Below are 21,420 nucleotides of genomic sequence, written 5' to 3'. Positions count from 1 at the left end.
GCGTCACTGGTGCCAGGGCACACCACCAACCGGCCGTACTCAGAACGAACGCAGTTTGTACGCACGCAGCGCGGTGTAGTCGACCGCGCTACCGTCCGCGAACGTCGCTGATGCCCGCAGGGACACCGTTCCCTTCCACGGATGGGCCATCAGCGCGACCCAGGAATCCCGCCCGGTGGGAAGGATCAGTACCTTCCGCCAAGTAGTCCCTTCGTCGAACGACGCCTCGATGTTGATCTCGCGTACCTTCGGCGAAGCGGAGCCGGGGTAGCGCTGCAACGAAACCGGCAGGGGATAGATCAGACCGCCGGGAACGCTGTTACCGATGTCGGTGTGCGGTGCGAACGACACGCCTGCGAGTGGCATGTAGGTCGGCTTGTCGGTGCCCACCTCGCCGGACTTGAACGTCCACGAGCCGCTGATCTGCGTGCCCACGTCGAATCCGGTCCGCCGGTTCACCTCGTACTCCAGCCGATATGTGCTCGTCGCGGCCGGTACCGGGCCCTGCGAGTCGTAGAAGTACGTCGGTACCTCCACGAGCTTCGTGCCGTCGCGGTAGAACGCCATCCGGCCGCTGTCGAGCAACGAGTAGCCGGTGGTGCCGGCCTGGTCGCCGAACGGCGGCAGGTTGAAGAACATCGTGTTGCCGGTCCGTGCCATGTAGGTCCGCTCGCCGAAGCGCGGCCCGATCACCGCCCGCTGCCACTGTGCCTCATAACGATGGCCGGGCTTGTAGGTGATGTCGTTGGTCCAGTACTGCGACTGGGGCCCGATCTGCTCCCACCGCCGCCGCCACGTCGTGTCGGCGGCGGTGACGTAGATCGTCCGGGTGCCGGGCACGGTGAACCTGATCGGTGCGGACAACGCGCTGCCGCCCTCCGGAGGGAAACCCCAGTTGTGGGAGAAGCCCTGTTTCTTTTCCGGTGAGACGGCGTAGTACTTGTCGGTGACCGTGGCCAGTTCCTGGGGCTTGGCCGCCCGCTTGAAGTTGGTCAGGAACTTGCCGCGCTGGAACCAGACCAGGTCGTACTCGTACGGCGAGTCGAAGAACGTGCCGTCCGGTGTGGGCTCGGCCCAGACACTGCGTACCTCCGAGATGATCCGGCCCTGATCCGGGGTGACCTCGCCGCCCAGGTCGGCGGTGAAGAGCTTGGCGAACGAGTCACCTATGATCCGGGGCGAGGTCTGGTAACCGGAGGGCAGGGTACGCAGGAATCCCGCGCTGGCAAGGCGAGTACGCGCCGACGCACGCGGAACCGTCACCGAGACCGACGTTCCCTTCCGTGCGTCCAGTTCGAGCTGGCTGTCGCCGGCGACCGTGAAACTCGGCTGTACCAACAGAGTCGAGCTGCCGTCCGGCGAGACGATCTTGGACTCGATGTGGTAGCGGCCGGGCCGCACCCGGACGGAGACCGTGCCCGACTCGTTGAAAGGCACCTGGTAGATCTGGTGATCGACACCGACGACGGAGGTCTCGTAGGTGCTCGCGGCCGTGCCGTCGCGGTTGATGTGCCGGATGGTCAGCGTCCGGGACTCATGTCCTTTTGTGACAGTGAGCGGAACTCGCACGGACTGGTCGCCGGTTGCGATGAGAGCGCCGGTGAAGACACCGGTCGCGCTCGGCACCCTGGTGTCAGTGGTGAGTGTGACGTCGGCCGAACCGTTTGCCGGGACAGTGATCCGGCTCGGGTTCGCGGTGAACATGCCTGCGGGCACGGGTTTCCCGTCGGGCGCGGTGACCTGAGTGGACAGATCGAGGGTGACCGCGGCCGTGCCTGTGTTGCGGTAGGTCACGGTCTTGACGATCGGAACGTCGTCCTCGGCGGGCCAAGGCTGCGAGCCGAGGGCGAGGCTGACCGGACCGGGCTGCACGGTCGTGTTGATCGCACGGGCCACGTCGACACGGCCCGCGCCCTGGGCGAAGACGTTGAGCGCGGGGTTGGGCTTGGCCGAACCCATCAGCGTCGCCTTCAAGTCACCGGCCACCCACTTCGGGTGCTGCTGCGCCAGCAACGCCGCCGCACCGGCGACGTGCGGCGTGGCCATCGAGGTCCCGTTCAACTGGGTGTAGCCGGGCGTGGACGCCGGAGGGTAGCCACTGTGCGCGGCCAGGGCGGCGACAATGCCGACACCGGGCGCGGTGATGTCCGGTTTGATGGCGCCGTCGACCCGCGGTCCACGGTTGGAGAACGGAGCCAGGTTGTCCTGCTTGTCGACCGCACCAACGGCGAGCGCCGCATCCGCGGTCGCGGGCGATCCGACGTTCGAGTCGGCGCCCTCGTTGCCCGCCGCCACCACGAACAGCGCACCGGTCTGTGCGGTCAGGCTGTTCACTGCTTCCTCGACCGGATCGATCCCCGGGGAGTCGGGCGCGCCCAGGCTCAGGTTGATCACGCGGGCGCGGGGTGCGGCCCACTCCATCCCTGCGAGGATCGCGGAGTCGGAGCAGTTGCGTGTCGGGCACACCTTGCCGATGAGCAAGGACGCACCTGGTGCCACGCCACGGAACTTGCCGCCGGACGCGGCTCCGCTACCGGCCACTGTGGACGCAACGTGCGTGCCGTGGCCGACCGTATCGTCGGTGTCGGGGGCTTCGGTGAAGTTCTTCGCCTCGACGATCTTTCCTTTGAGATCCGGGTGCGTCGCGTCGATACCGGTGTCCAGCACCGCAACGGTGACGCCGGTGCCGTCATGTCCGGCGGCCCACGCGGCGGGTGCACCGATCTGCGGCACGCTGACATCCAGCGAGACTTCTCGCGCGCCGTCCAGCCAGATCTTGGTCACGCCTTCGGCCGCCCGGCGCGAGACCTGCGATCCGGTCGTCAGCCCGGACCAGAACTCGGCTGACGAGTTCTTGGGGACTCGCAACGCTTCGGCACCGATGCTCGGCAGGCTGCGGCTTACCTGGGCGGTCGCGCGCAAGTGCTTGGCGGCATTGCTTTGCTGGACGATGACGGGCAGTTCGCCGACCGCTTCGTCGTGGTACCCAGCCTTGACCAGCCCGGTGACGTCGAACAACCGACGGTCCACCTGGCCCTCGGAGACCATCCGCATCGCGTCGTTGGGCACGACGTACTGATGGCCGTCCTTCTCGTACTGGCTGAACCCGATGTGCTCGCGGCCCGCGGCAGGGGTTATCCCGATCTGGTTGCCCTCGACGTACACGCGGTCGCCGGTGAGCAACGTGACCCAGTGTCCCTCGCTGCCAGCAGGTGCCGTTCCGGTCTTCCAGCCGCTGTTCTCCTCTGCTGACGCGGCCGGAGCCGCCATGCCCGTCAGCACCACCGAAACCGTGGTTAACATGATGGTGATCAAACGCCGGGATCTGGCCACCGGGTCTCCATTTCTCCTGGTCGGACCCGCTCGACTCTTCCGGCGGCATCGATCTGGCGGGTACTCCCATCCGCCCATAACATCGTGCTATGGATCTTGAGATCCGCCATCTGCGCGTGGTCAACGCCATCGCGGAGGCGGGCAGCATCAGCAAGGCGGCCGCCGCCCTGGGACACACACAACCAGCGCTGACCGCTCAACTCCAGCGGATCGAGCGGGCATTGGGCGGCCGGCTCTTCGTGCGTGACGGCAGCGGAGCACAGCCGACCGCGCTCGGCACAGTCGTGCTGTCACATTCGCTGAGCATCCTGTCGACGCACGAGGAACTCATGCGTGCGGTCCGGCAGAACGACACCGACTCGGCCACCCTGCGACTCGGCTCTGTGCCAGGGCCGTTGACCGCCGTGATGATGACCGCCGCCCGCGGCCTGTTCCCACGAGCCGAGACGTCATTGCTCGTCAACGAGTCCGAGGAAGAACTCATCGAACTGCTCGTCGACGGCAGACTGGAAGTAGGCCTCGGCCTCGACTATCCAGGCTACGAACTGGCGCTGCCCACAGAACTCACCGAGGCGGTCATCGCGATCGAGCCGATCTTCGTACTGCTCTCGGCCGAACACCGGCTCGCCGGCCTGCCCGAGATCCCTCTCAACGCCCTCGCCGAGGAGGTATGGCTCGCCGGCGAGGGCAAGGACATCCGCATGCGCGCCCAGTTCCGGGCGGCCTGCCGACGCGCCGGATTCACCCCCCGAGCCGTCCAGCGGATCAACGCGAGCGTCACATTCCCCCTGATCGGCCAGGGCCACGGCGTCGCACTGGCCCACGCCCTGACCCCAGAAAGAGCCAACGTCGTCATCAGGCCACTCACAGACGACCCAATGTGGGTCCGCCAGCGCCTGATCTGGCCAACCCAAAGCCCAGTCGCCTCGCAGGCCCCGCAACTCCGCGACGCCCTCACTGAGGCCTACCAGACAGAGACAGCCAAGTCCCCGGCCTACAGCGCCTGGCTACGTCGCCGTGGCCGCGTCTAGTTCCGCACTGAGCTCATCGGGGGTGCTGGGCGGGTAGAACTGTGCGTACCAGCGGCGCAGTGCCTTGATCCCCTTTTCGTGCGGGAGCAGGATGGGCCGCTGCTGGTGGATCTTGTGATCCCAGATCTGGACCTCTTCGCGGACCTCGCGCAGGGCCTCCGCGCGGAACGCGAGTTTGAGCACGGGTGCCAGGAAAGGGAGTCCGGCCGGTTTACGGACGTAGTACAGCATCCGCATCTCGCTCGTACGGTCATCGATGGGCGTGGTGAGAGCGACAGCGGTCAACGAGAGGATAGGGCCGTCGACGCGTACGACCATGACGCCTGGCCCGTACATGAACACGTCGAAGGTGTTGTCGATGTCCCAGCCGAGCACGCGTCGGCGGAACCGGCTGTGGGCCTCGGCGAAAGGGCCGTCGGGCTGAAAGTTCTGGACAGGCGGTTCGCTCTGGCCGTGGATGTGGTGGAAATGCGACTCGTCCACGATGTTCTCTCGCATCTCCTGGACATGGATCCGCGCCCGGCAGACGTCGTCGACCGGTGCGGCGTAGCCCGCGGAGGTCGTCTCCGGGATTTCCGGCACTCGCCAGGACGGCCCGGTTGGTCCACAGTAGACAAAGATGAGCCCGCTGTGCTCGTGGACCGGCAGACCGCCGATGGATACCTTGGGCACCCGGGAGGCGAACGGCGCGAACGTGCATCGGCCGTCCGTGCCGAACCGCCACCCGTGGAACGGGCACTCCACGGACCCGTCCACGACCTTCCCGCCGACGCCCAGGTGCGCGCCGTAGTGCGGGCAATGGGCGTCGCGGACAGCCGCCTTCCCGTCCGTCCCCCGGAACGCGATGAGGGCACGTCCGAAGTAATGCAGACTGACGACCTTTCCCGGTCGTAATTCACGGCTGCGGAGTACGGCGTACCACCCGAATGGAACAGCGGGCATCGGGTATTCGTCGGCACGCGGATCACGGGGCTGGTCGATGAGGTCGTTGCGACCACGGCGAAACGGCACTCGTCGGATACTAGGCGTAGTGATCGTTTCCGGGCAGCGCGCATTCGCGTGCCGAATTGCGCGCTCCCGCCGTTGTCATCTTTGCGGCCCAGCAGGCTTGATCCGTTCGGCGTACCCGGGTGTTGCCGCCTCCGAACCGTTACACCGCAATGACATCAATGCTGCCCGCGATCAACTACTGTCGCGGTTCTGCCAGGGTCTCCGGGGGCCCGCGCACCGCCGACTTTCAAGGAAGAACATGTCCGCTCCAGGCGTTCCGGTCCCCGCGAAGGGGCCGTCCAGAGGCAAGATCATCGCCCTTGTGGCCGTACTGGTGCTACTGGCCGGCGGTGGCGGCCTGTGGTGGTACCTGGGCTCCCGCAGCGACATCGCCGAGGTGGACACCGGTGACTGTGCGATCGTCGACGGTTCGGTTCGGAAAGTGGACTGCGGTTCGCCCTTCGCCACGCACATCGTCGGCCAGGTGCTGCCGCCGGAAGTGGTGGCACAAGGCACTTGTACGGATCCCTACCAGGACTACGACGAAGCCGGCGTACATCTGTGCCTGATACCGGAGATGCCCGAAGGGATCTGTTTCGACGGCACGATCGACTCCTTCGACGTGACCCCGGTGCGGGTCGACTGTTCCAGCGACCGCGCGGCCAAGGTCATCAAGGTGATCCAGGGAAAGGCCGACGAGAGTCTGTGCCCGCGAGGGGCGAACGCGTCGGTGTACCCGGAACCGCCGCTCACCCAGTGCATCGAACCAGTCAAACGATGAGTGTTCGAAACTTTCGATAGCAGCGGCCCGGTACTGATCACGTTGTCCCTCGATCTGGACTCGATGAGCCGGGCAAGTGGCCAGGGCTAATACTTCTCCGCGTCGATGAGTTTCCGAAACATCCTCGAAAGTCGTTGACCACTCTGCGGAGTCGTGCCGATACTGTCTTCATCGGCAGACCTGAACCCACTGCCGATCCGGGTCGCCCGCCGCGTGCTACGACGCCGATACGCGGCGGCCGTCGTTTCTGGCCGCCGACAGCCCTTGCCGGGTCGTATCGCGCTGCCTGGGCAGCCATGCCAGCCTCAACGAGGAGGAAGCATGCACATGGACAACGTCCCTGCACATCCGCTCAGCCGCCGGGGTTTCCTCAGCACGGCCGGTTCCCTGGCGCTGGTCACGTCCGCACTGGTGCTGCCCGGCACCGCCTACGCCGACACGACCATAACCAGGAACCAGACAGGCACGAACAACGGCTTCTACTACTCGTTCTGGACCGACGGTGGCGGATCGGTCTCGATGACCCTGAAGTCCGGTGGAAGCTACAGCACTTCGTGGACCAACTGCGGGAACTTCGTCTGCGGTAAGGGCTGGAGCAACGGCGGACGCCGCAACGTCAACTACTCGGGCAGCTTCAACCCGTCCGGCAACGGATATCTGTGTCTCTACGGGTGGACGGCCAACCCGCTGGTGGAGTACTACATCGTGGACAACTGGGGCTCCTACCGCCCCACCGGGACATACAAGGGCTCGGTCAGCAGCGACGGCGGCACGTACGACATCTACCACACGATGCGGTACAACGCGCCGTCCGTCGAAGGCAACAAGACCTTCCCGCAGTACTGGAGTGTCCGGCAGGCGAAGAAAACGGGTGGAACGATCAACACCGGCAACCACTTCGACGCCTGGGCCCGGGTGGGAATGAACCTGGGTGCCTTCCGCTACTACATGATGCTCGCGACCGAGGGATATCGCAGTAGCGGGAACTCGAATCTCACTGTGAGCGGCTGACCGCCGGCGGCACAGGTACACAGCCACCCCGTCGTTCCGGCATCAGATCGGCTGTTCCCCTGTAGGCGTAGGGATGCTGGAGGCAAGATGCCGGTTGCCGACTACCCGGCCGGTGCCTGGCTGCGGCCGCGGGTGATCGACGACTTCGAGTTCGTCTGGATGCTGCGCGGGCGGGCGGTTTTCCACACCGCGCGCAGCGACATCACGCTCACGCCCGACGTGTTGCTGCTCGTGCCACCCGGCGTCGAGCACTCCTTTGTGTGGGATCCCAGAAGGCCGTCCCGGCACGGGTACATCCACTTCAGACGGGACGGCCTTGCCCGCGATGTGCAGACGCGGCCCATGCGTGATCCGTTGAAAGGCCTGTGCGCGTACCTGATCGCGGAAGACCGGGCGGTCGAGGACACGGTCGACTTCATGCTCAAAGTGGTCAGCCTCGGGCCGCCGGACGAGCCCGGGCCTTTGCTCGGGCCGGCTCTGCGCGCCGCCATCGGCTACCTCCGCCGGTACTGGGCTCAGATGCCGCTGCGGCGGGTCAGCGTGACCCAGCTCGCCGACGCCGCGCACGTCTCCCGCGGCTATCTCAACCGCTTGTTCCGCGACACCTTCGACATGAGCGCGGCGGCTGCCTTGGAGCAACTCCGGTGTGCACGAGCCGAGAATCTGCTGGCGCGTACGGATTTGACGATCGACGGGATCGCAAGGCAGTGCGGCTTCGCCGATGTCAGCCACTTCTCACGCCGATTCACGCTGCTGCACGGCATCCCGCCCAGCGCGTACCGTGTGTTCGCCACCACCTCAGTCCTGGATCACCCCGGAATCCGTCGGCTCAACCACCTCGTCGCCGAAACTGCCTGATCAGCGTGTCTCGTTGAGATATGCCCGGCGTTCCTCGAGGGTGATGTTGTCTCGGCCGGCGCCCCGAATCCCTTCACCACAACCGGATCGCCGGAGCCAGAGGCGCGCCAGATCCTTGTTGTGCCGTCGTTGCCGTTGCTGACGACGTCGGATCCAGTTGGCGTTCGCGTCGCCCCATGATCCCCCCATTTGATCACGCGGTCGATTGTTGCCTGGTGCAGCAGTTGTCGCCGGGCAACTCGGTTGCCCAGCCGAATCCCAGCCAATCGATTCCGGTGACTCGATAACGGAATTCCGGGTGTTTCCGAATCAAGTTTCCCGCGGCTGGGCGGCCACTCAGTGCCGGCTCAGTGCTGCCTCAGCACCTCTGCCTACGGTCCGAATCGATGATCAGCAAGCTATCCGAAGAGGAGCGGCATATGTCTAGAGCGATGTCCGGCCGGGCCGGATTACGCGGGATCGTGCTGGTCGCGGCTCTGATCGCGGCACCGGTTCTCGCGGCGGTTCCGGCTGTGGCCGACGGGAACCACTGCACGCCGTCCGCGGCGAACAAAGGGCTGGCGGACTTCCACATGTCCGAGCGCGACTGGATCCGCACATTCGAGATCGTGAACATCCGTGCCGAGGTCTTCGTGCCGACGGAGTCGTTCGACAGCGGCCACAACCCGTCGGAGTCCGCGTCGACGTTCCGCGTGGCTGCCACCCGGTCGGACACTGTCGCGGTCCAGAAGACGGAGCCCGGCCCCTTCGGTTTTTTCGGACCGCTGCTCGCGTCGTACTTCGACGGGATCATCGGGGCGCTGGGCCGTAAGACCGGAAAGACGACAACCAGCAGCACCACCACATCCAGCACCATTACGGCGGAATACCCATGGCCGGGACGAGGCCGTGTCTCCACCGCGAACGGCGTGTACGTGGTCGACGCCGATGTGATCATGCGGGTGTTCTACGCGAGAAACCGGGACGGACACCTGGCGTGTGATCTTCAGGGTGGCCCGACCGCTCCGATCTTCCAGCGTGTTCCCACGATCGTGCACGGTTTCGGCAACCAACGGGAATACCCGGTGATCAATCGCGGTGGCGTCGTCAACGCGTTGAACTACCGGCAGGACGACATCCACAACGGCGGGATCATCGCCATCTTCGGCGAGTATTTCCACGAACGTGGCACCACCGACACCGTCGAGATCACTCAGGGCGGCCGGACGTGGACCAGGACCGCCGGTTCGGAGAACTGGTACAACGGCGACCGGCAGATCAACCTGACACTGCCCGGTGACATGACACCTGGCGAGGCCACGATCAAGGTCAGGGCACAGGAAGGGCAGCTCTCCTGGCCACGGCAGATCACGGTCCTGCCGTAGGCGGCACAACCCGAGGGGTGGAGCAGGCGGGCCGGGCGCGCACATCGTCAGTCCCGGCCCGCCGGTCCCGGATCGGCGATGCGGTAACCCACGCCGGGCATGGTGACGATGATCGGCGGGCTGCCGAGTTTGCGGCGCAACCTGCTGACGGTCACCGTCACGGTGTTGGTGAACGGGTCGGTGTTCTCGTCCCAGACCTGTTCGAGCAGGTCCTCGGTGCTCAGGAAGGCCGGCCCGGCGGTCAGCAGGGCTTCCAGGAGCGCGAATTCCTTGACCGAGAGGTCTAGCCGATGGCCGTTGCGGGTGGCTGTGCGGCGCACGGGATCGAGTTCGATGCCCGCGGCGCGCAGGGTCCGGGCACGGGCGGCCGGGCGCCGGCGTGCGAGGGCGCGTATCCGCAGAATGAGCTCAGGGAAGTGGAACGGCTTGGCCAGGTAGTCGTCGGCGCCCAGGGTGAGGCCGCTGACCCGGTCGTCGGGGGAGCCCGCAGCGGTGAGCATCAGGACCATCGCGCGGTCGTCGCGTTCGGTGATCATCTGGCAGAGCATGTCACCGTGGATCGCGGGCAGGTCGCGGTCGAGAACGACCACGTCGTAGGAATTCACGTCGAGTTTGGTGGCCGCGGCGAGGCCGTCGTGGGCGACGTCGACCGCCATGCCCTGATCACGCAGGCCTTCGGCCAGGACATCGGCGAGTGCTCGCGCGTCCTCGACTACCAGGACCCTCACGACTGGGCACCCGGCAACGTGATGACGACGCGCAGGCCGCCCTCGGGCCGAGCCTGCAGCCGCAGGCGGCCGCCGTGCGTCTCGGTGATGGCCGCGACGATCGAAAGGCCGAGGCCGGAGCCACGCTCCGAGCCGGTGCGGTCGGCGACAAGCCGCTGGAACGGCTGAGCGAGCTTCTCGACGTGCTCCTGGTCGAGAACGTTGCCGCCGGTCTCCACCACGAGTACCGCCGAGCCGTGCTCGTTGTCCGACGCCAGCCGGATCCAGCCGCCGTCCTGGTTGTGCACGATCGCATTGTCGATGACGTTCTCGACCATGCGGGCCAGCAATGTGGGACTGCCGTGGACCGGCGCGGTGTCCCGCAGGCCGCGGGTATCGAGCATCAGACCTTTCCCGGTGATGTCGTCGGCCCGTGCGGCCAAGGCCTTGATCGCCATGTCACGCAACGAGACCCGGGCATTGTCGGCGAGCACACCGTGCTGTGCGCGGGCAAGGACGAGCAAACCCTCCAGCAGTTGGTCGACCTGGTCGAGTTCAGTGCGGATCCGGTCGGCGAGCGCGACCGTCTGTGGCGGGGGATTCGGTTTGGCCATGGCGACGTCCAGCGATGCCCGCATGGTGGTCAGCGGTGTGCGCAGTTCGTGGGAAGCGTTGGCCACGAACCTGCGCTGGGCGGTGAAGGACGCCTCCAGCGGGCGCAGCACTCGCCCGGCGATGGCCCTGCCCAGCAGGACCGAGACCACCGCCATCACGACCAGGGCGATCACGGAGCCCACCAGCAGTTGACGGGACTGGATCGCCTCGCTGTCGGCCAGTTGCGCCTCAAGCTGCTGGATGCGCAACTGGCCAGAGGGGACCTGGCCGGGCGCGGGCTGGCTTGAGCTGCTGTTGGCGAGCAGGTTGGTCAACGCCAGGAGACCTACGCCGGACAGCAGGAACATGACGGCGTACAGGACGGTGAAACGCAGTCGCACTGTCCGGCCCGCCAGTGCTGATCGTCGCTGCATGCAGTCAGAATGCCCTGCCGGACATAACAACGGCATGACAGCGGCAGTTCGGGCCGGGTTATGGCCGGCACCGTAGAAATCCGGCGCATGCGAGAAACCTACGAAACGCTGGTGCGTCAGGAGTGGACCGGCTTCCGCAGCCGGGGCCGGCTGATCGCGATGACAGCCGCGATGCTCGTCACCGCCCTGGTCGGAGTGCTGTTCGCGATACTCATCAGCACGCGTTCGGTGTGCAGCAACGGTCCGGTCGAGATCCCGTGCCCCGCCGACCCGGTGGGGCCGCAGGGCCAGGCCGTGAACGACACGTTCTACTTCGCACACCAGCCCTTGGCCGACAACGGCAGCATCACCGTGCGTATGACCTCGATGACCGGCACCATCACCTACCCGCCGCCCAACCACGACCAGATCGTTTCCGGCCTCGTGCCGTGGGCGAAGGCAGGCGTCATCATCAAGGACGGAACCACACAGGGCTCGCAGTACGCCGCGCTCATGGTGACCGCCAGTCACGGCGTGCGAATGCAGTACGACTACACAGAGGACATTGCCGGAAGCCCTGGCGGAGTGTCGCAACAAGCACCGCGCTGGCTCCGCCTGACACGTTCCGGCAACACCATCACGGGCCACGAATCAGCCGACGGGTCACAATGGACAGAGGTCGGCACGGTGCAGCTTCCTGGTCTTCCGCAGACAGTGCAGATTGGACTGTTCGCGGCTTCGCCGGGAGACCTGACGATCAAGACCGTCGCCCTCGGGGCGGGCATTTCCGAATCCCGGTTCACCCAGGCCTCGGCTGTCTTCGACAACCTCAAGGTCGAAGGTGCGCCCGCCGGTGACTGGCAGCACGGCAGTGTCGGGCAGATGGGCCAGACCGACTGGGAGAAATACCACCGGCCGCCGGGGTTTGTCCAGGCCAACGGTACGTACACCATCACCGGCACCGGAGACATCGGCCCGGCGGATTCCGCCGGCGGTCATCCCATGGAGGAAAGTCTCATGGGCCTGGTCGTCGGCCTGATCATCGTGCTTGTGGTGGCGGTGCGATTCGCGGCTGCCGACCGGTCGCGGTTGACCGGCCGGAGACTGGCGGCGAAAGCCATCGTGATCGGCGCGGTCACCTTTGCCTCCGGGCTCGTCGCGGCCGCGGTCGTGACGGTTCTCGGTCCGATGATCATGAGCGCCAACAATCTCACCGTTGTCCTGGTGTCGGTGTTCACGCATGTGCGAGTCGTGGTGGGTGTCGCGGCCCTTCTTGCTGTGGCTGCTGTCTTTGCGCTTGCCATTGGCGTGCTGGTGCGGCGCACCTGGGTGGGGATCGTCGTGGCGATCTCGACGTTGGTCGTGCCGTACCTCCTGGCAACGCTGCCGCTCCTGCCCGACGCCGTGGCCGATTGGCTGCTGCGCCTCACTCCGGCCGCGGCGTTCGCCGTCAAGCAGACCATCCAGGAGTATCCACAGGTCGTGGCCCACTACGCGCCATCGGCAGGCTACCTCCCGCTGCCCGGATGGGCCGGGTTCGCGGTTCTCTGCGGCTGCACGGCAGTCCTGTTCGGACTCGCGCTCCGCAGGCTCAGCGGCGCAGTCCAGCGATGAGGAGTTCGACCAGTCGACGCGCGTCGTAGCGCGAGTCGGTTTCCGCCCCGATGCACAGATTGCCGACGCCGCGCATGAGTTCGTAGGCCTGCAGATCGGATCGAATCTCACCGGCGGCGGCCGCGGCGTCGAGCAGTTGGGTGCACACGGGCACAAGCCGGTCGAGAAAGTAGGCGTGCAGTGTGTCGAAGCCGGCGTTGTCCTGCTGCAGCACGCCGGCGAGTCCGTGCTTGGTGACCAGGAAATCGACGAAGAGGTCGATCCACTGCGCCAGAGCGGCATGTGGACTCGCACTGGCCGCCAGCAGGGCAGGCCCGGCCTCGGCACACGCCTCGACCTGGTGGCGGTAGACGGCGATGATGAGATCCGCCCGGGTGGGGAAGTGGCGGTAGATCGTGCCCATCCCGACGCCGGCCTTGGCCGCGATGTCACGCACCGGCGCGTCCACGCCTGACGTGACGAAGACCGCGGCGGCCGCGTCGAGCAGGGTCTTCTCGTTACGCCGGGCATCGGCCCGCTTGGGCCGTCCCTCGTCGCCGTTGTCCACCACGCGCATCCCTCCGCTCACGAACTTGCCAAACGGAACACTGCTCCGTATCGTTAGCGGAGCAACGTTCCGTTTGCTCATGATGACAGAGCGGCGGACCTGCGATCAATCCCACGACGGAGGATTCAATGCAGTACCGAACTCTGGGCCACACCGGTGTACAGGTCAGCGCCCTCGCGCTCGGCGCGATGAACTTCGGCAAGATCGGGCGTACCACGCAGGACGAGGCCACTGCCATCGTCGACGCCGCCCTGCAGAGCGGGATCAACGTCATCGACACCGCGGACATATACAGCGCGGGCGAGTCGGAAGAGATGGTCGGCAAGGCCATCGCCGGCCGGCGCGACGACATCGTGCTGGTCACCAAGGCGAACAACCCCATGGGTGACGAGCGCGACCACCGGGGCAGCTCGCGCCGATGGCTGGTGACCGAATTGGACAACAGCCTGCGGCGTCTCGGCGTCGACGTACTCGACGCGATCGACTCGATCGTCGCTCCCGGCGTCGATCTGGCTCCGGGCGAGAAGTTCGACACTCCGCCCGCGCTGCTGGAGAAGTCACTGCGGCGCCGCTGAAAGGATTTTTCATGCCCAGGCCCAGTTTCGGGATCATGACCGCCCCCTCACAGGTCGACTACCAGGAAGTCCTGCGGGTCTGGCGGGAGGCGGACACGATCCCGCAGATCGAGCACGCGTGGTTGTTCGATCACCTCATGCCGATCTTCGGCGATCCGGCCGGATCGGCGTACGAAGGCTGGACACTGCTCTCGGCTCTTGCCGCGCAGACCCAACGACTGCGTCTCGGCGTAATGGTGACCAGCAACAGGTTCCGGCCGCCCGCCATGCTGGCCAAGATCGCCACAACCGTCGACATAGTCTCCAATGGACGGCTCGACTTCGGCATCGGCGCCGGCTCACGCCCCAGCTGGCCGCAGGCCCAGCGCGAATACGAAGCACACGGCTTGCCTTTCCACGACGCCGCGTACGCCGTCGGAAGCCTCGCCGAAGCCTGCACAGTGATCCGTCGATTGTGGACCGAAGGCGAACCGTTCGACTTCGACGGCACCTACCACAAGCTCACCGGAGCATTCGGCAACCCCAAACCCGTGCAGCGCCCACACCCGCCGATCCTCATCGGCGGACGCTCGTCCGCGACACTGCGCGTGGTCGCCGAACACGCTGACATCTGGAACATCCCGGGCGGGGACATCGAAGACGTGATCTGCCGCAGCGCACTGCTGGACCGCTACTGCGCTGAGATCGGCCGTGATCCCGCGTCGATCACCCGCTCGATCCACCTGTCCGTTTCCTACGACGAGCCTGGCGTCACCCAGGACGCGATCGGCGAAGCGACCGACGCAGGCTTCCAGCACATAGTCCTGGGGCTGTCAGCGCCCTACCCAGCCGACGTCGCACGATGGGTGGCCGACAAGCTCATCGCATAGTTGCACGGTTACCGGTTGCGGATGTCGTCGGCTCGCGGGTCGCCGAGCTTGTCGTACAGCGTGATCGCGGCGCGCCAGTGCTCGGCGGCCGCTTCTGCCTGGCCGGTGTGATCGAGGACGGCTGCGAGGCGCTCATGGGCCGTTGCCTCGCCGTGCCAGTACTCGACAGCGCGATGGATGTCGAGTGCTTCCTCGGCTTCTGCCATCGCCTGGTCGAACTGGCCGAGGCTGTCGTGCAGCTGGCTGAGGTCGTTCAGCGCGTTGCCGACGTTTCGCTGGTCACCGTGGTCTCGGCGGATCTCCAGCGCCCGGTCCAGCTGGGGCAGTGCCTGCTCGAACTGGCCGAGACTGTGGTTGGCGCGGGCGAGCAGGGCCAAAGCCGTTGCCTCACCCCAGGTGTCGTCTTCCTCGAGGTGGATCGCCAATGATTCGTTGAGCGTGCCGATGGCCTCGGCGTTGCGGCCGAGCAAGTTGTAGACACCGCCGATGTCGCGCAGAGCCCACGCTTCGCCCCACCGCACCCCTTCCGCACGCCAACCGGCGAGCGCCAGCTGGAAGTACTCCAGTGCGGAGTCGTACTGCCGCAGGTCGCGGTAGGCAAGCGCGATGCTGTTCTGCAGCCACACTTCGGCGAGCCGGTCGCCGTCGTGCCGCACTGACGCCAGACCGACCAGATGGGTGGTCACCCAGTCGGCCAGCGGCCTGCGGACAAGGCAGAACGCGAACAGCCCGACAGGCATCTGCCAGGCGAGGGTGTGCTCGCCCACGTCGGCCGCCTGCTGGACGGCGGCCACCAGATTCGCCTGCTCGGAATCACACCAGTGCAGTGCCGTCAGCCGATCGGGAAAGTCCGGTGCCGGGGCGACGGGCTCCGCGACGCTGATCGGGATACGAGAGAAATGCGGGGTGATCACCTGGGCTGCGGCCTCAATGGAATACGCGTACCAGGTGAAAAGGCGATGCAACGCGGCCTGGCGGTCTGTTTCGGACTCGTCGTTCTCGGCGCAGTGCGCGGCGTAGACACGCAACAAGTCGTGAAAACGATAGCGGTGCGGGCCGTTGACCTGCAGCAGATGCGCACCCACCAACGCGTCCAACACCCGCCGGGCCTTCACCGCCGGGAGCCCGGCCAGCACAGCCGCGGCGGCACCGCTGATGTCCGGGCCGGTGACCAGGCCGAGTAGCCGGAACATCCGCGCGGCGTCCGCCGGGAGTGCACGGTAGGACCAGGAGAACACCGCGCGCACGTTCGTGAACTCGTCGTCCCCCGAGTCCAACGCGTCAAGTCGCTCGCGCTCTTCGGCGAGCTCCTCGACGAGGTCGGCGACCGTGAGATGCGGGCTCGCCACCAGGCGTTCGGCCGCGATCCGCAGGGCCAGGGGCAGGTGACCGCAGTATTCGGCCAGCTTGGCGGTGCTGGCGGGATCGTCGCGGACACGGTCACCGGCGACCTGCTCGAGCAGTTCGATCGCCCGGTCCGGTGGCAGGGTGTCCAGCGGCATGCGGTGTGCTCCTTCTTTGATCATCAGTCCGGTCAGCCGGCTGCGACTGGTGATCACTACGCGGCAGGTCGGCGAGCCAGGCAACAACGGCCGAATCTGCTCGGTCGTCGCTGCGTTGTCCAGTAGTACCAGGATCCGCCGGCCGTGCAGCATGGAGCGGTAGAGAGCTGCCTTGGCGTCCAGCGCGACCGGGAGCCGTTCCCCGGTCACGCCCAGCGCCCGCAGCACATAGTCGAGCCCCTCGGAAGCGCTGAGCGAACGCTCCACGTGGTAGCCCCGCAGGTCGAGATAGAGGTCGCCGTCCGGGAACCGGTCCCGCACCTGATGCGCCCAGTGCGCCGCGAGCGACGTCTTGCCCACCCCACCGGCCCCTGCGATCACCTCAGCCGGTGCCGCCCGGTCATGGGGCGTGTCGAGCCAGACGTGCAACCGTTCTATGTGTTTCTCCCGATCGACGAAGTGCCCGACATCAGGCGGCAACTGCCGTGGAATCGGCAGTTCGGCAACAGCGATGTGATGTATGTGCACGCCACCACTGATGTCCCGAGCCTGCACGACATTGACAGCTGAACCGGATAACTCGTTGTGCGTATCGCCTTCGCTCACGTTGGCCTTCCTGGTCAACATCAAGAAACAAAGGAGGTGCGTTTCCCGAACGTACCGAGCTGCCAACATCCATGTACTCGACTTGACGAAGAAGACCCGCGATTACCCCAAACGTCTGTCCCACTACTCCCAATGCAGGAACAAAGAGTCCGTGAACCATTCTTCGTTGGTTGACTCGCGCGGCGGTGAGCGGGAATGATCTACGCACACAAATGAATCCGGAAGTCAGCGCCGTGGTGGTAGGTGGGTGCGCTGGAGTGTTCGTGCTGGGCACGGACACGGCCAACACACCCAGGAGGTCAAGTGTCCCACCATGATCCCGACGTGGACGTAGTCGTGATCGGCGCCGGTATGGCGGGTCTCGTATGTGCCGATCGTCTTCGCCGTCGCGGAGCCGAAGTCCTTCTGCTCGAAGCCTGTCATCAAGTTGGTGGCCGCACGGCCGGAGCCGAGGCCGACGGCGAGATCGTCGACCTCGGTGGCCAGTTCGTCGGACCGGGCCAGGACCGGGTGTACGCGCTGGCCGCCGAACTCGGCGTGGCCACGTTCCCGACCTACGCCTCTGGACACAACATGCTGGAGACCGAGACCGGTCGGTTGCGGCGGTTTCGTGGCATGGTGCCGAAACTCGGGCCGTTGACGCTGCTCGATGTCGCGCGGGCCCAGTCCCGTCTTGACCGGCTCGCCCGCACGGTCGACACCGGGAGTCCGTGGCGTAGCCCGAACGCGGCAGTGCTCGACGGGCAAACCCTGCAGTCCTGGATCGACCGCACAGCAAGGACCCGCGGCGGGCGCCGGTTCATCGCCCTTGCCTGCCAGGCCATCTGGGCGTGCGAACCGAGTGAACTGTCGCTGCTGCACGCCTTGTTCTACGTGAAGGCCGGCGGCAGCCTGTCGGCGTTGACCGACGTCGAAGGCGGCGCGCAGCAAGATCGGTTGGACGGTGGGGCGTACGGCCTGGCCACGAAGCTCGCCGATCGGCTGGGCACCGCACTCCGGCTCAACGCACCGGTCCAGCGGATCGAGCATGACGACTCCGGTGTTGTGGTGGCTGTCGAAGACGCAACCGCATGGCGTGCCAGCCATGTCGTGGTCGCGGTTCCGCCTCCGCTCGCGGCCCGGATCGCTTACGACCCACCGCTACCGGCCGCACGGGACAACCTGCTGCAGCGATTGCCCATGGGCAGCGTGACCAAATGTATTGCCACATATCCAGAACCGTTCTGGCGGCGGGCAGGTCTCAGCGGCTCCGCCCTCAGTCTGCGCGGGCCGATCGCGCTGACCGTCGACAGCAGCCCGCAGTCCGGCCGGCGCGGCGTACTGATCGGCTTCGTCAACGGCGCGACCGCCCGAGACCTCGCCGCGCACTCGTCGGCCGACCGCCGGTCGATTCTCCTTGATGCATTTACCCGCCTGTTCGGCCCGCAGGCTGCCACCCCGGTGACCTTCGTCGAACGAAACTGGAACGAGCAACCATTCGCCCGGGGCGGTTACTCAGCGGTGTTCCCGCCGGGTGCGTGGACTCAACTCGGCCACGCCCTGCGCGCTCCCGTAGGCCGAATCCATTGGGCTGGAACAGAAACCTCGTCGCGCTGGTACGGCTACATCGACGGCGCCGTGCGATCGGGAGAAGCCGCGGCGGACGCGATCGCCGCTCAGAGCGGGCAATAGTTGTCAGGGTGCGGCGGTGATGGACGTGGTCTCCCAGGCGAATCCGTCCGGATCGGTGAACGGCTCGGCAGCGCCGCCGACCGCGATCCGGTGCGATCCCGTGCCGTCGGGGGAGACGCCGGCGTCCTTGGCGAGCGCCCGGCGCCGGTACAGCGCCAGTTTGACCGGGCTCGACCCGCTGGCGAACTCGACGTACATGCGGCCGAAGCTTTTCGCCACGGTCAGGCCCTGGTCGAGGTAGAACTGCTTGCTCGCGGCCACATCGGAGACGCCCAGCAGGAGCACGATGTCGTCGATCTGTTTGGTGGCCGGGCCGGTGTCCTTCTTCTTGGAGGTCGCGACCTTCCAGATCGTCCCGTCCGGGGCCTGCACCGCGCCGCCGTAGCCCCACATCGATTTCGCGGCGGGCTTGAGAGTGGTAGCCCCGGCGTCGAGGGCGGCGTCGATCAGGGCGTCGACGTCGGCCGGCTGGGAAACCGTGAGTGACAGGGTGAATCCGCGGAAGCCCGTGGCGGGCTCCTGCGAGGCGCGCAGCCGCAGCGGGGCGCCCAGCCCGAAAGCGGTGTTGTAGAAGCGTTCGGCGGCCGCGGGGTCGGCCACTTCGAGGGTGATGGTGTCGATGAATGTCATGGCAGTGACGTTAGGTGCGACCCGGTGACCAGCGCTTCTTGATTCCTGACCAGATCTGTCCTGACGGCTACCGCAGCCACCGCAGGGCGGCGTCGGCCGGATCCTCGGGAGTGCTGCTGAAGGCGATGGCTGCGCCGGGCGCGTACTGCCGGACCAGGTTGACCACCTTCTCGAAGAACTCGAGCAACGGCTCGTGCTTGCGGATACCGCCCCCGATCACCACACAGGCGTAATCCTGACGGGTCAACGCTTCCACGATCGTTGCCTCGGGATTCTCGTCGAGTACCACCAGGCACCAGTCGGCCTCGATACCGTGATCGGCGAAACGGGCCTGGCCGCGTTTCAAAGCCGCCTGGACCGGCTCGGGATCCCAGCCCTCGATCCTGGCTGGATCGAGACCGATCACCAGCACTCGCCCCGGCGTCATGAGTTTCACCGTAGTCCAAATGGCACTGTTCAGTGCCGGCATGACCGGAAATCGCGCACACCCGCTGTCGGAATTGGTAAAGTTTTCGCCACTGTGAGTGACCTGGATGGGAGGCTGGGTGAGTTCGGACGGGTTTGCAGTCGATCTTGAAGCTCTCAGTGCGGTACGCGACCGGGTGGGCCGATTGGCCGGAGAACTGGCTGGTCCGCCCCGTGAGGTCCCGGGTGCCGACGTGTTCGGGCACGGCCGGCTGGCCGAGGCGGTCGACAGGTTCGCCGCCGAGGAGAAGCTCGGCCTGGGGCGGCTGACCGCCGAGGCGGAGGCGATCCGCGATCGGCTCGCCGACACTGTCAGGGCCTATCAACAGGGGGACGAGAGCGGCGCCGACCGGTTCAAGGGCATCGGGCCATGACGCCGAAGACCGCCAGGGACCTGGTACCAGGCGACCCGGGGGAGATCTGGCTGCTCGCCGATTCCTACAACCGGATGGCCCACACCTGCGAGGAAATCGGCCGTGGTTTCCGTACGATAGACGACGGCGGATGGTCCGGTAGAGCCGCCGAGGCGTTCCACGCCCAGTTCGAGCAGCAGCCCAAGCGTTTCCTGACCATGGCCGACTCCTACGGCCAGGCCGCGGTCGCGCTGGACACGTACGCCTCCGCCCTGGCATGGGCACAACGCCAAGCCGGTGAGGTGATCGCGTTGGCAGACAAGCAAGATCCCGGCTCGCCGGAACCGCCGAGCCCGACACTGGCAGAGCAGGCCGAGCTCACCGGCGTCATCACCGGCACCGACGAGCCGCGACCAGTCCGCGTCGATCAGCAGGCACTGGCCCTGTGTACGTACCGCCGCGCAATCGCCATGCTCGACACGGTCGGGAACGAGTCGGCGAGCACGATCCAGACGGCCGCCGAGTTGATGCCCGCGCCGCTGCCGGTCTTGCCGCCCATCTCGCAGCCGACGCCGGCTGCCGATCTGGCGGTGCGTGCCGTGGTGAGCCCGCAAGAACCCCGGACCTTGTTCGACCCCAGGGCATTGCGCGACGACCTGCAAAGCTGGGCCACCGCCATCAAGACAATCCGCAAGCGGTTGCGTTCCGACGGTCTGGACCGTCTGTCGCCACGCCTGAGCCAGCACATCTTCGACGGCCACTACCGGCCAAGCAAGCAGGAACACACTGGTTACCACCACCGTGAAGGCGGCGTTGACCGTGGCGTGCTGCGGGTCGCCGAGATCATCGACGGACCGGACCCGCATGGCGTCTACGTTGCCCGCGTGAACGGCCCGCGCACGACCCCGAACAAGATCAAGACAAGTACGTTCTTCCCCGACTCCTGGTCGCGCGCCAAGGTCCTGCAGGCTGTGCGGGGCGCCTTCCGCGACGCGATGCTCAACGGCGGCTACGACCCCGTCAAGTGCCAGTTCCGCGGGGAATACCAAGGGGTGCAGATCGTGGGCCTGCTCAAGCGCGGCCCGGCAGAACCCCGGCTCTGCGACGTCGTAACGGCGTATCCTCGTGGTGTGCGGAAGCGACGGAAACGCTCATGAGCAACGCGACGACGCACGTCTACTTCACCGTCGTCGACGACGAACTGCAGGTGTCCGTCCCGCAGGAGCTGGCAGCCCTCGGCGACTTCTTCGAGTCCGAAATAGGCACCAGCAATGCCATGCGCGGCCTGATCGAGCATCACATCCGCCACGAACGCACATGGCAGTTCACCGGCAACGTCTGCCATCTCCATCTCGACGGCGAGACAGTCACCATCGAGCACGACTACAACGGCACGTGCACGACCCTCACTCGCGCTGACCTGCGTGCGCTGCTCACCGATCTCCGCGTCCTGCTCACTGAATAGCTCACCCCGCGCTTTGCCGCTCGGGCTTGATAAGCGCGACG

Annotated in this window: 19 protein-coding genes and 1 pseudogene; 12 read left to right on the top strand and 8 right to left on the bottom strand. The window is 66.3% G+C overall.

Going from position 1 to position 21,420, the window contains the following annotated elements:
* Positions 1-39: 39 nt before the first annotated feature.
* Positions 40-3,303 carry a S8 family peptidase gene (locus JOF56_RS53280; protein WP_209647055.1) on the bottom strand — a complete coding sequence of 1,088 codons (3,264 nt, stop codon included), beginning with the start codon at positions 3,301-3,303 and terminating at the stop codon, positions 40-42.
* A 119-nt stretch (positions 3,304-3,422) separates the two neighbouring features.
* On the opposite strand from JOF56_RS53280, the gene JOF56_RS53275 reads away from it, so the two are divergent.
* Entirely contained in the window at positions 3,423-4,364 is a 942-nt protein-coding gene (locus JOF56_RS53275; RefSeq protein ID WP_209647054.1) for a LysR family transcriptional regulator, read from the top strand.
* On the opposite strand, the gene JOF56_RS53270 is transcribed toward JOF56_RS53275, so the two are convergent.
* Positions 4,341-5,375, bottom strand: coding sequence for a Rieske 2Fe-2S domain-containing protein (locus JOF56_RS53270; protein WP_307855688.1), 1,035 nt, complete (start codon positions 5,373-5,375; stop codon positions 4,341-4,343). The genes JOF56_RS53275 and JOF56_RS53270 overlap by 24 nt on opposite strands.
* Positions 5,376-5,613: 238 nt before the next feature.
* Here JOF56_RS53270 and JOF56_RS53265 point away from each other — a divergent pair, with 238 nt between their 5' ends.
* The 4 genes from JOF56_RS53265 (at position 5,614) to JOF56_RS53250 (ending at position 9,368) form a co-directional block, all read left to right on the top strand.
* Positions 5,614-6,135: an LppU/SCO3897 family protein gene (locus JOF56_RS53265; RefSeq protein WP_209647053.1), complete on the top strand. Its 522-nt coding sequence runs from the start codon at positions 5,614-5,616 to the stop codon at positions 6,133-6,135.
* A gap of 327 nt (positions 6,136-6,462) precedes the next feature.
* Positions 6,463-7,146, top strand: a complete 684-nt coding sequence (xynA, locus tag JOF56_RS53260) for an endo-1,4-beta-xylanase XynA (protein ID WP_209647052.1) — start codon at positions 6,463-6,465, stop codon at positions 7,144-7,146.
* Between the two features lie 87 nt (positions 7,147-7,233).
* A complete protein-coding gene (locus JOF56_RS53255; RefSeq protein ID WP_209647051.1) occupies positions 7,234-8,004 on the top strand; it encodes an AraC family transcriptional regulator in 771 nt (256 codons plus the stop codon).
* 419 nt (positions 8,005-8,423) lie between these two features.
* Complete coding sequence (locus tag JOF56_RS53250; RefSeq protein ID WP_209647050.1) at positions 8,424-9,368, top strand: hypothetical protein; 945 nt, start codon at positions 8,424-8,426, stop codon at positions 9,366-9,368.
* A 47-nt stretch (positions 9,369-9,415) separates the two neighbouring features.
* On the opposite strand, the gene JOF56_RS53245 is transcribed toward JOF56_RS53250, so the two are convergent.
* Positions 9,416-10,096: a response regulator transcription factor gene (locus tag JOF56_RS53245; protein WP_209647049.1), complete on the bottom strand. Its 681-nt coding sequence runs from the start codon at positions 10,094-10,096 to the stop codon at positions 9,416-9,418.
* Positions 10,093-11,103: a sensor histidine kinase gene (locus JOF56_RS53240; protein WP_245378785.1), complete on the bottom strand. Its 1,011-nt coding sequence runs from the start codon at positions 11,101-11,103 to the stop codon at positions 10,093-10,095. Before JOF56_RS53240 ends, JOF56_RS53245 begins: the two co-directional genes overlap by 4 nt.
* A gap of 87 nt (positions 11,104-11,190) precedes the next feature.
* Between JOF56_RS53240 and JOF56_RS53235 the strand changes: the two genes are divergently transcribed.
* Positions 11,191-12,696: a DUF1349 domain-containing protein gene (locus tag JOF56_RS53235; protein ID WP_209647047.1), complete on the top strand. Its 1,506-nt coding sequence runs from the start codon at positions 11,191-11,193 to the stop codon at positions 12,694-12,696.
* On the opposite strand, the gene JOF56_RS53230 is transcribed toward JOF56_RS53235, so the two are convergent.
* Positions 12,674-13,252: a TetR/AcrR family transcriptional regulator gene (locus tag JOF56_RS53230; protein ID WP_209647046.1), complete on the bottom strand. Its 579-nt coding sequence runs from the start codon at positions 13,250-13,252 to the stop codon at positions 12,674-12,676. The genes JOF56_RS53235 and JOF56_RS53230 overlap by 23 nt on opposite strands.
* 119 nt (positions 13,253-13,371) lie before the next feature.
* Between JOF56_RS53230 and JOF56_RS53225 the strand changes: the two are divergent.
* Both JOF56_RS53225 and JOF56_RS53220 read left to right on the top strand, forming a co-directional pair.
* Positions 13,372-13,719, top strand: a pseudogene (locus JOF56_RS53225) (aldo/keto reductase); the annotation flags it as partial.
* Between the two features lie 110 nt (positions 13,720-13,829).
* The gene (locus tag JOF56_RS53220) at positions 13,830-14,687 is read left to right on the top strand and encodes an LLM class flavin-dependent oxidoreductase (RefSeq protein WP_209647045.1); all 858 of its coding nucleotides are present in this window, start codon (positions 13,830-13,832) and stop codon (positions 14,685-14,687) included.
* Positions 14,688-14,695: 8 nt separating this feature from the next.
* Here JOF56_RS53220 and JOF56_RS53215 read toward each other — a convergent pair whose 3' ends face one another.
* Positions 14,696-16,795, bottom strand: a complete 2,100-nt coding sequence (locus JOF56_RS53215; protein ID WP_209647044.1) for an ATP-binding protein — start codon at positions 16,793-16,795, stop codon at positions 14,696-14,698.
* 303 nt (positions 16,796-17,098) lie between these two features.
* Here JOF56_RS53215 and JOF56_RS53210 point away from each other — a divergent pair, with 303 nt between their 5' ends.
* A complete protein-coding gene (locus tag JOF56_RS53210; RefSeq protein WP_209647043.1) occupies positions 17,099-18,466 on the top strand; it encodes a flavin monoamine oxidase family protein in 1,368 nt (455 codons plus the stop codon).
* 3 nt (positions 18,467-18,469) lie between these two features.
* On the opposite strand, the gene JOF56_RS53205 is transcribed toward JOF56_RS53210, so the two are convergent.
* On the bottom strand, positions 18,470-19,096 hold the full coding sequence (locus JOF56_RS53205; protein ID WP_209647042.1) for a VOC family protein: 627 nt from the start codon (positions 19,094-19,096) through the stop codon (positions 18,470-18,472).
* A 67-nt stretch (positions 19,097-19,163) separates the two neighbouring features.
* On the bottom strand, positions 19,164-19,523 hold the full coding sequence (locus JOF56_RS53200; RefSeq protein ID WP_245378783.1) for a putative universal stress family protein: 360 nt from the start codon (positions 19,521-19,523) through the stop codon (positions 19,164-19,166).
* A gap of 118 nt (positions 19,524-19,641) precedes the next feature.
* Here JOF56_RS53200 and JOF56_RS53195 point away from each other — a divergent pair, with 118 nt between their 5' ends.
* From JOF56_RS53195 to JOF56_RS53185, 3 genes are read left to right on the top strand one after another with little or no spacing between them, the layout of a single operon-like run.
* Complete coding sequence (locus tag JOF56_RS53195) at positions 19,642-19,935, top strand: hypothetical protein (protein WP_209647041.1); 294 nt, start codon at positions 19,642-19,644, stop codon at positions 19,933-19,935.
* Positions 19,932-21,071 (top strand): putative T7SS-secreted protein, encoded by a 1,140-nt coding sequence (locus JOF56_RS53190; protein ID WP_209647040.1) that lies wholly within the window; start codon positions 19,932-19,934, stop codon positions 21,069-21,071. The genes JOF56_RS53195 and JOF56_RS53190 overlap by 4 nt, the downstream gene beginning before the upstream one ends.
* Positions 21,068-21,379 (top strand): hypothetical protein, encoded by a 312-nt coding sequence (locus JOF56_RS53185; RefSeq protein WP_209647039.1) that lies wholly within the window; start codon positions 21,068-21,070, stop codon positions 21,377-21,379. Before JOF56_RS53190 ends, JOF56_RS53185 begins: the two co-directional genes overlap by 4 nt.
* The last annotated feature ends 41 nt before the right edge of the window (positions 21,380-21,420 follow it).

Origin of the sequence: Kibdelosporangium banguiense (assembly GCF_017876405.1) — a bacterium.
GTDB lineage: Bacteria > Actinomycetota > Actinomycetes > Mycobacteriales > Pseudonocardiaceae > Kibdelosporangium > Kibdelosporangium banguiense.
Note: the sequence above shows the minus strand (reverse complement) of the source record. Positions and strands in the feature narration are given on the sequence as shown.

What these genes read in the sequence shown, in the direction of transcription:
- JOF56_RS53200 (WP_245378783.1), bottom strand. Translation starts at nt 19,523, where the DNA reads ATGACGCCGGGGCGAGTGCTGGTGATCGGTCTCGATCCAGCCAGGATC.
- JOF56_RS53255 (WP_209647051.1), top strand. Translation starts at nt 7,234, where the DNA reads ATGCCGGTTGCCGACTACCCGGCCGGTGCCTGGCTGCGGCCGCGGGTG.
- JOF56_RS53205 (WP_209647042.1), bottom strand. Translation starts at nt 19,096, where the DNA reads ATGACATTCATCGACACCATCACCCTCGAAGTGGCCGACCCCGCGGCC.
- JOF56_RS53185 (WP_209647039.1), top strand. Translation starts at nt 21,068, where the DNA reads ATGAGCAACGCGACGACGCACGTCTACTTCACCGTCGTCGACGACGAA.
- JOF56_RS53265 (WP_209647053.1), top strand. Translation starts at nt 5,614, where the DNA reads ATGTCCGCTCCAGGCGTTCCGGTCCCCGCGAAGGGGCCGTCCAGAGGC.
- JOF56_RS53240 (WP_245378785.1), bottom strand. Translation starts at nt 11,103, where the DNA reads ATGCAGCGACGATCAGCACTGGCGGGCCGGACAGTGCGACTGCGTTTC.
- JOF56_RS53280 (WP_209647055.1), bottom strand. Translation starts at nt 3,303, where the DNA reads ATGTTAACCACGGTTTCGGTGGTGCTGACGGGCATGGCGGCTCCGGCC.
- JOF56_RS53190 (WP_209647040.1), top strand. Translation starts at nt 19,932, where the DNA reads ATGACGCCGAAGACCGCCAGGGACCTGGTACCAGGCGACCCGGGGGAG.
- JOF56_RS53275 (WP_209647054.1), top strand. Translation starts at nt 3,423, where the DNA reads ATGGATCTTGAGATCCGCCATCTGCGCGTGGTCAACGCCATCGCGGAG.
- JOF56_RS53250 (WP_209647050.1), top strand. Translation starts at nt 8,424, where the DNA reads ATGTCTAGAGCGATGTCCGGCCGGGCCGGATTACGCGGGATCGTGCTG.
- xynA (WP_209647052.1), top strand. Translation starts at nt 6,463, where the DNA reads ATGGACAACGTCCCTGCACATCCGCTCAGCCGCCGGGGTTTCCTCAGC.
- JOF56_RS53230 (WP_209647046.1), bottom strand. Translation starts at nt 13,252, where the DNA reads ATGCGCGTGGTGGACAACGGCGACGAGGGACGGCCCAAGCGGGCCGAT.
- JOF56_RS53220 (WP_209647045.1), top strand. Translation starts at nt 13,830, where the DNA reads ATGCCCAGGCCCAGTTTCGGGATCATGACCGCCCCCTCACAGGTCGAC.
- JOF56_RS53235 (WP_209647047.1), top strand. Translation starts at nt 11,191, where the DNA reads ATGCGAGAAACCTACGAAACGCTGGTGCGTCAGGAGTGGACCGGCTTC.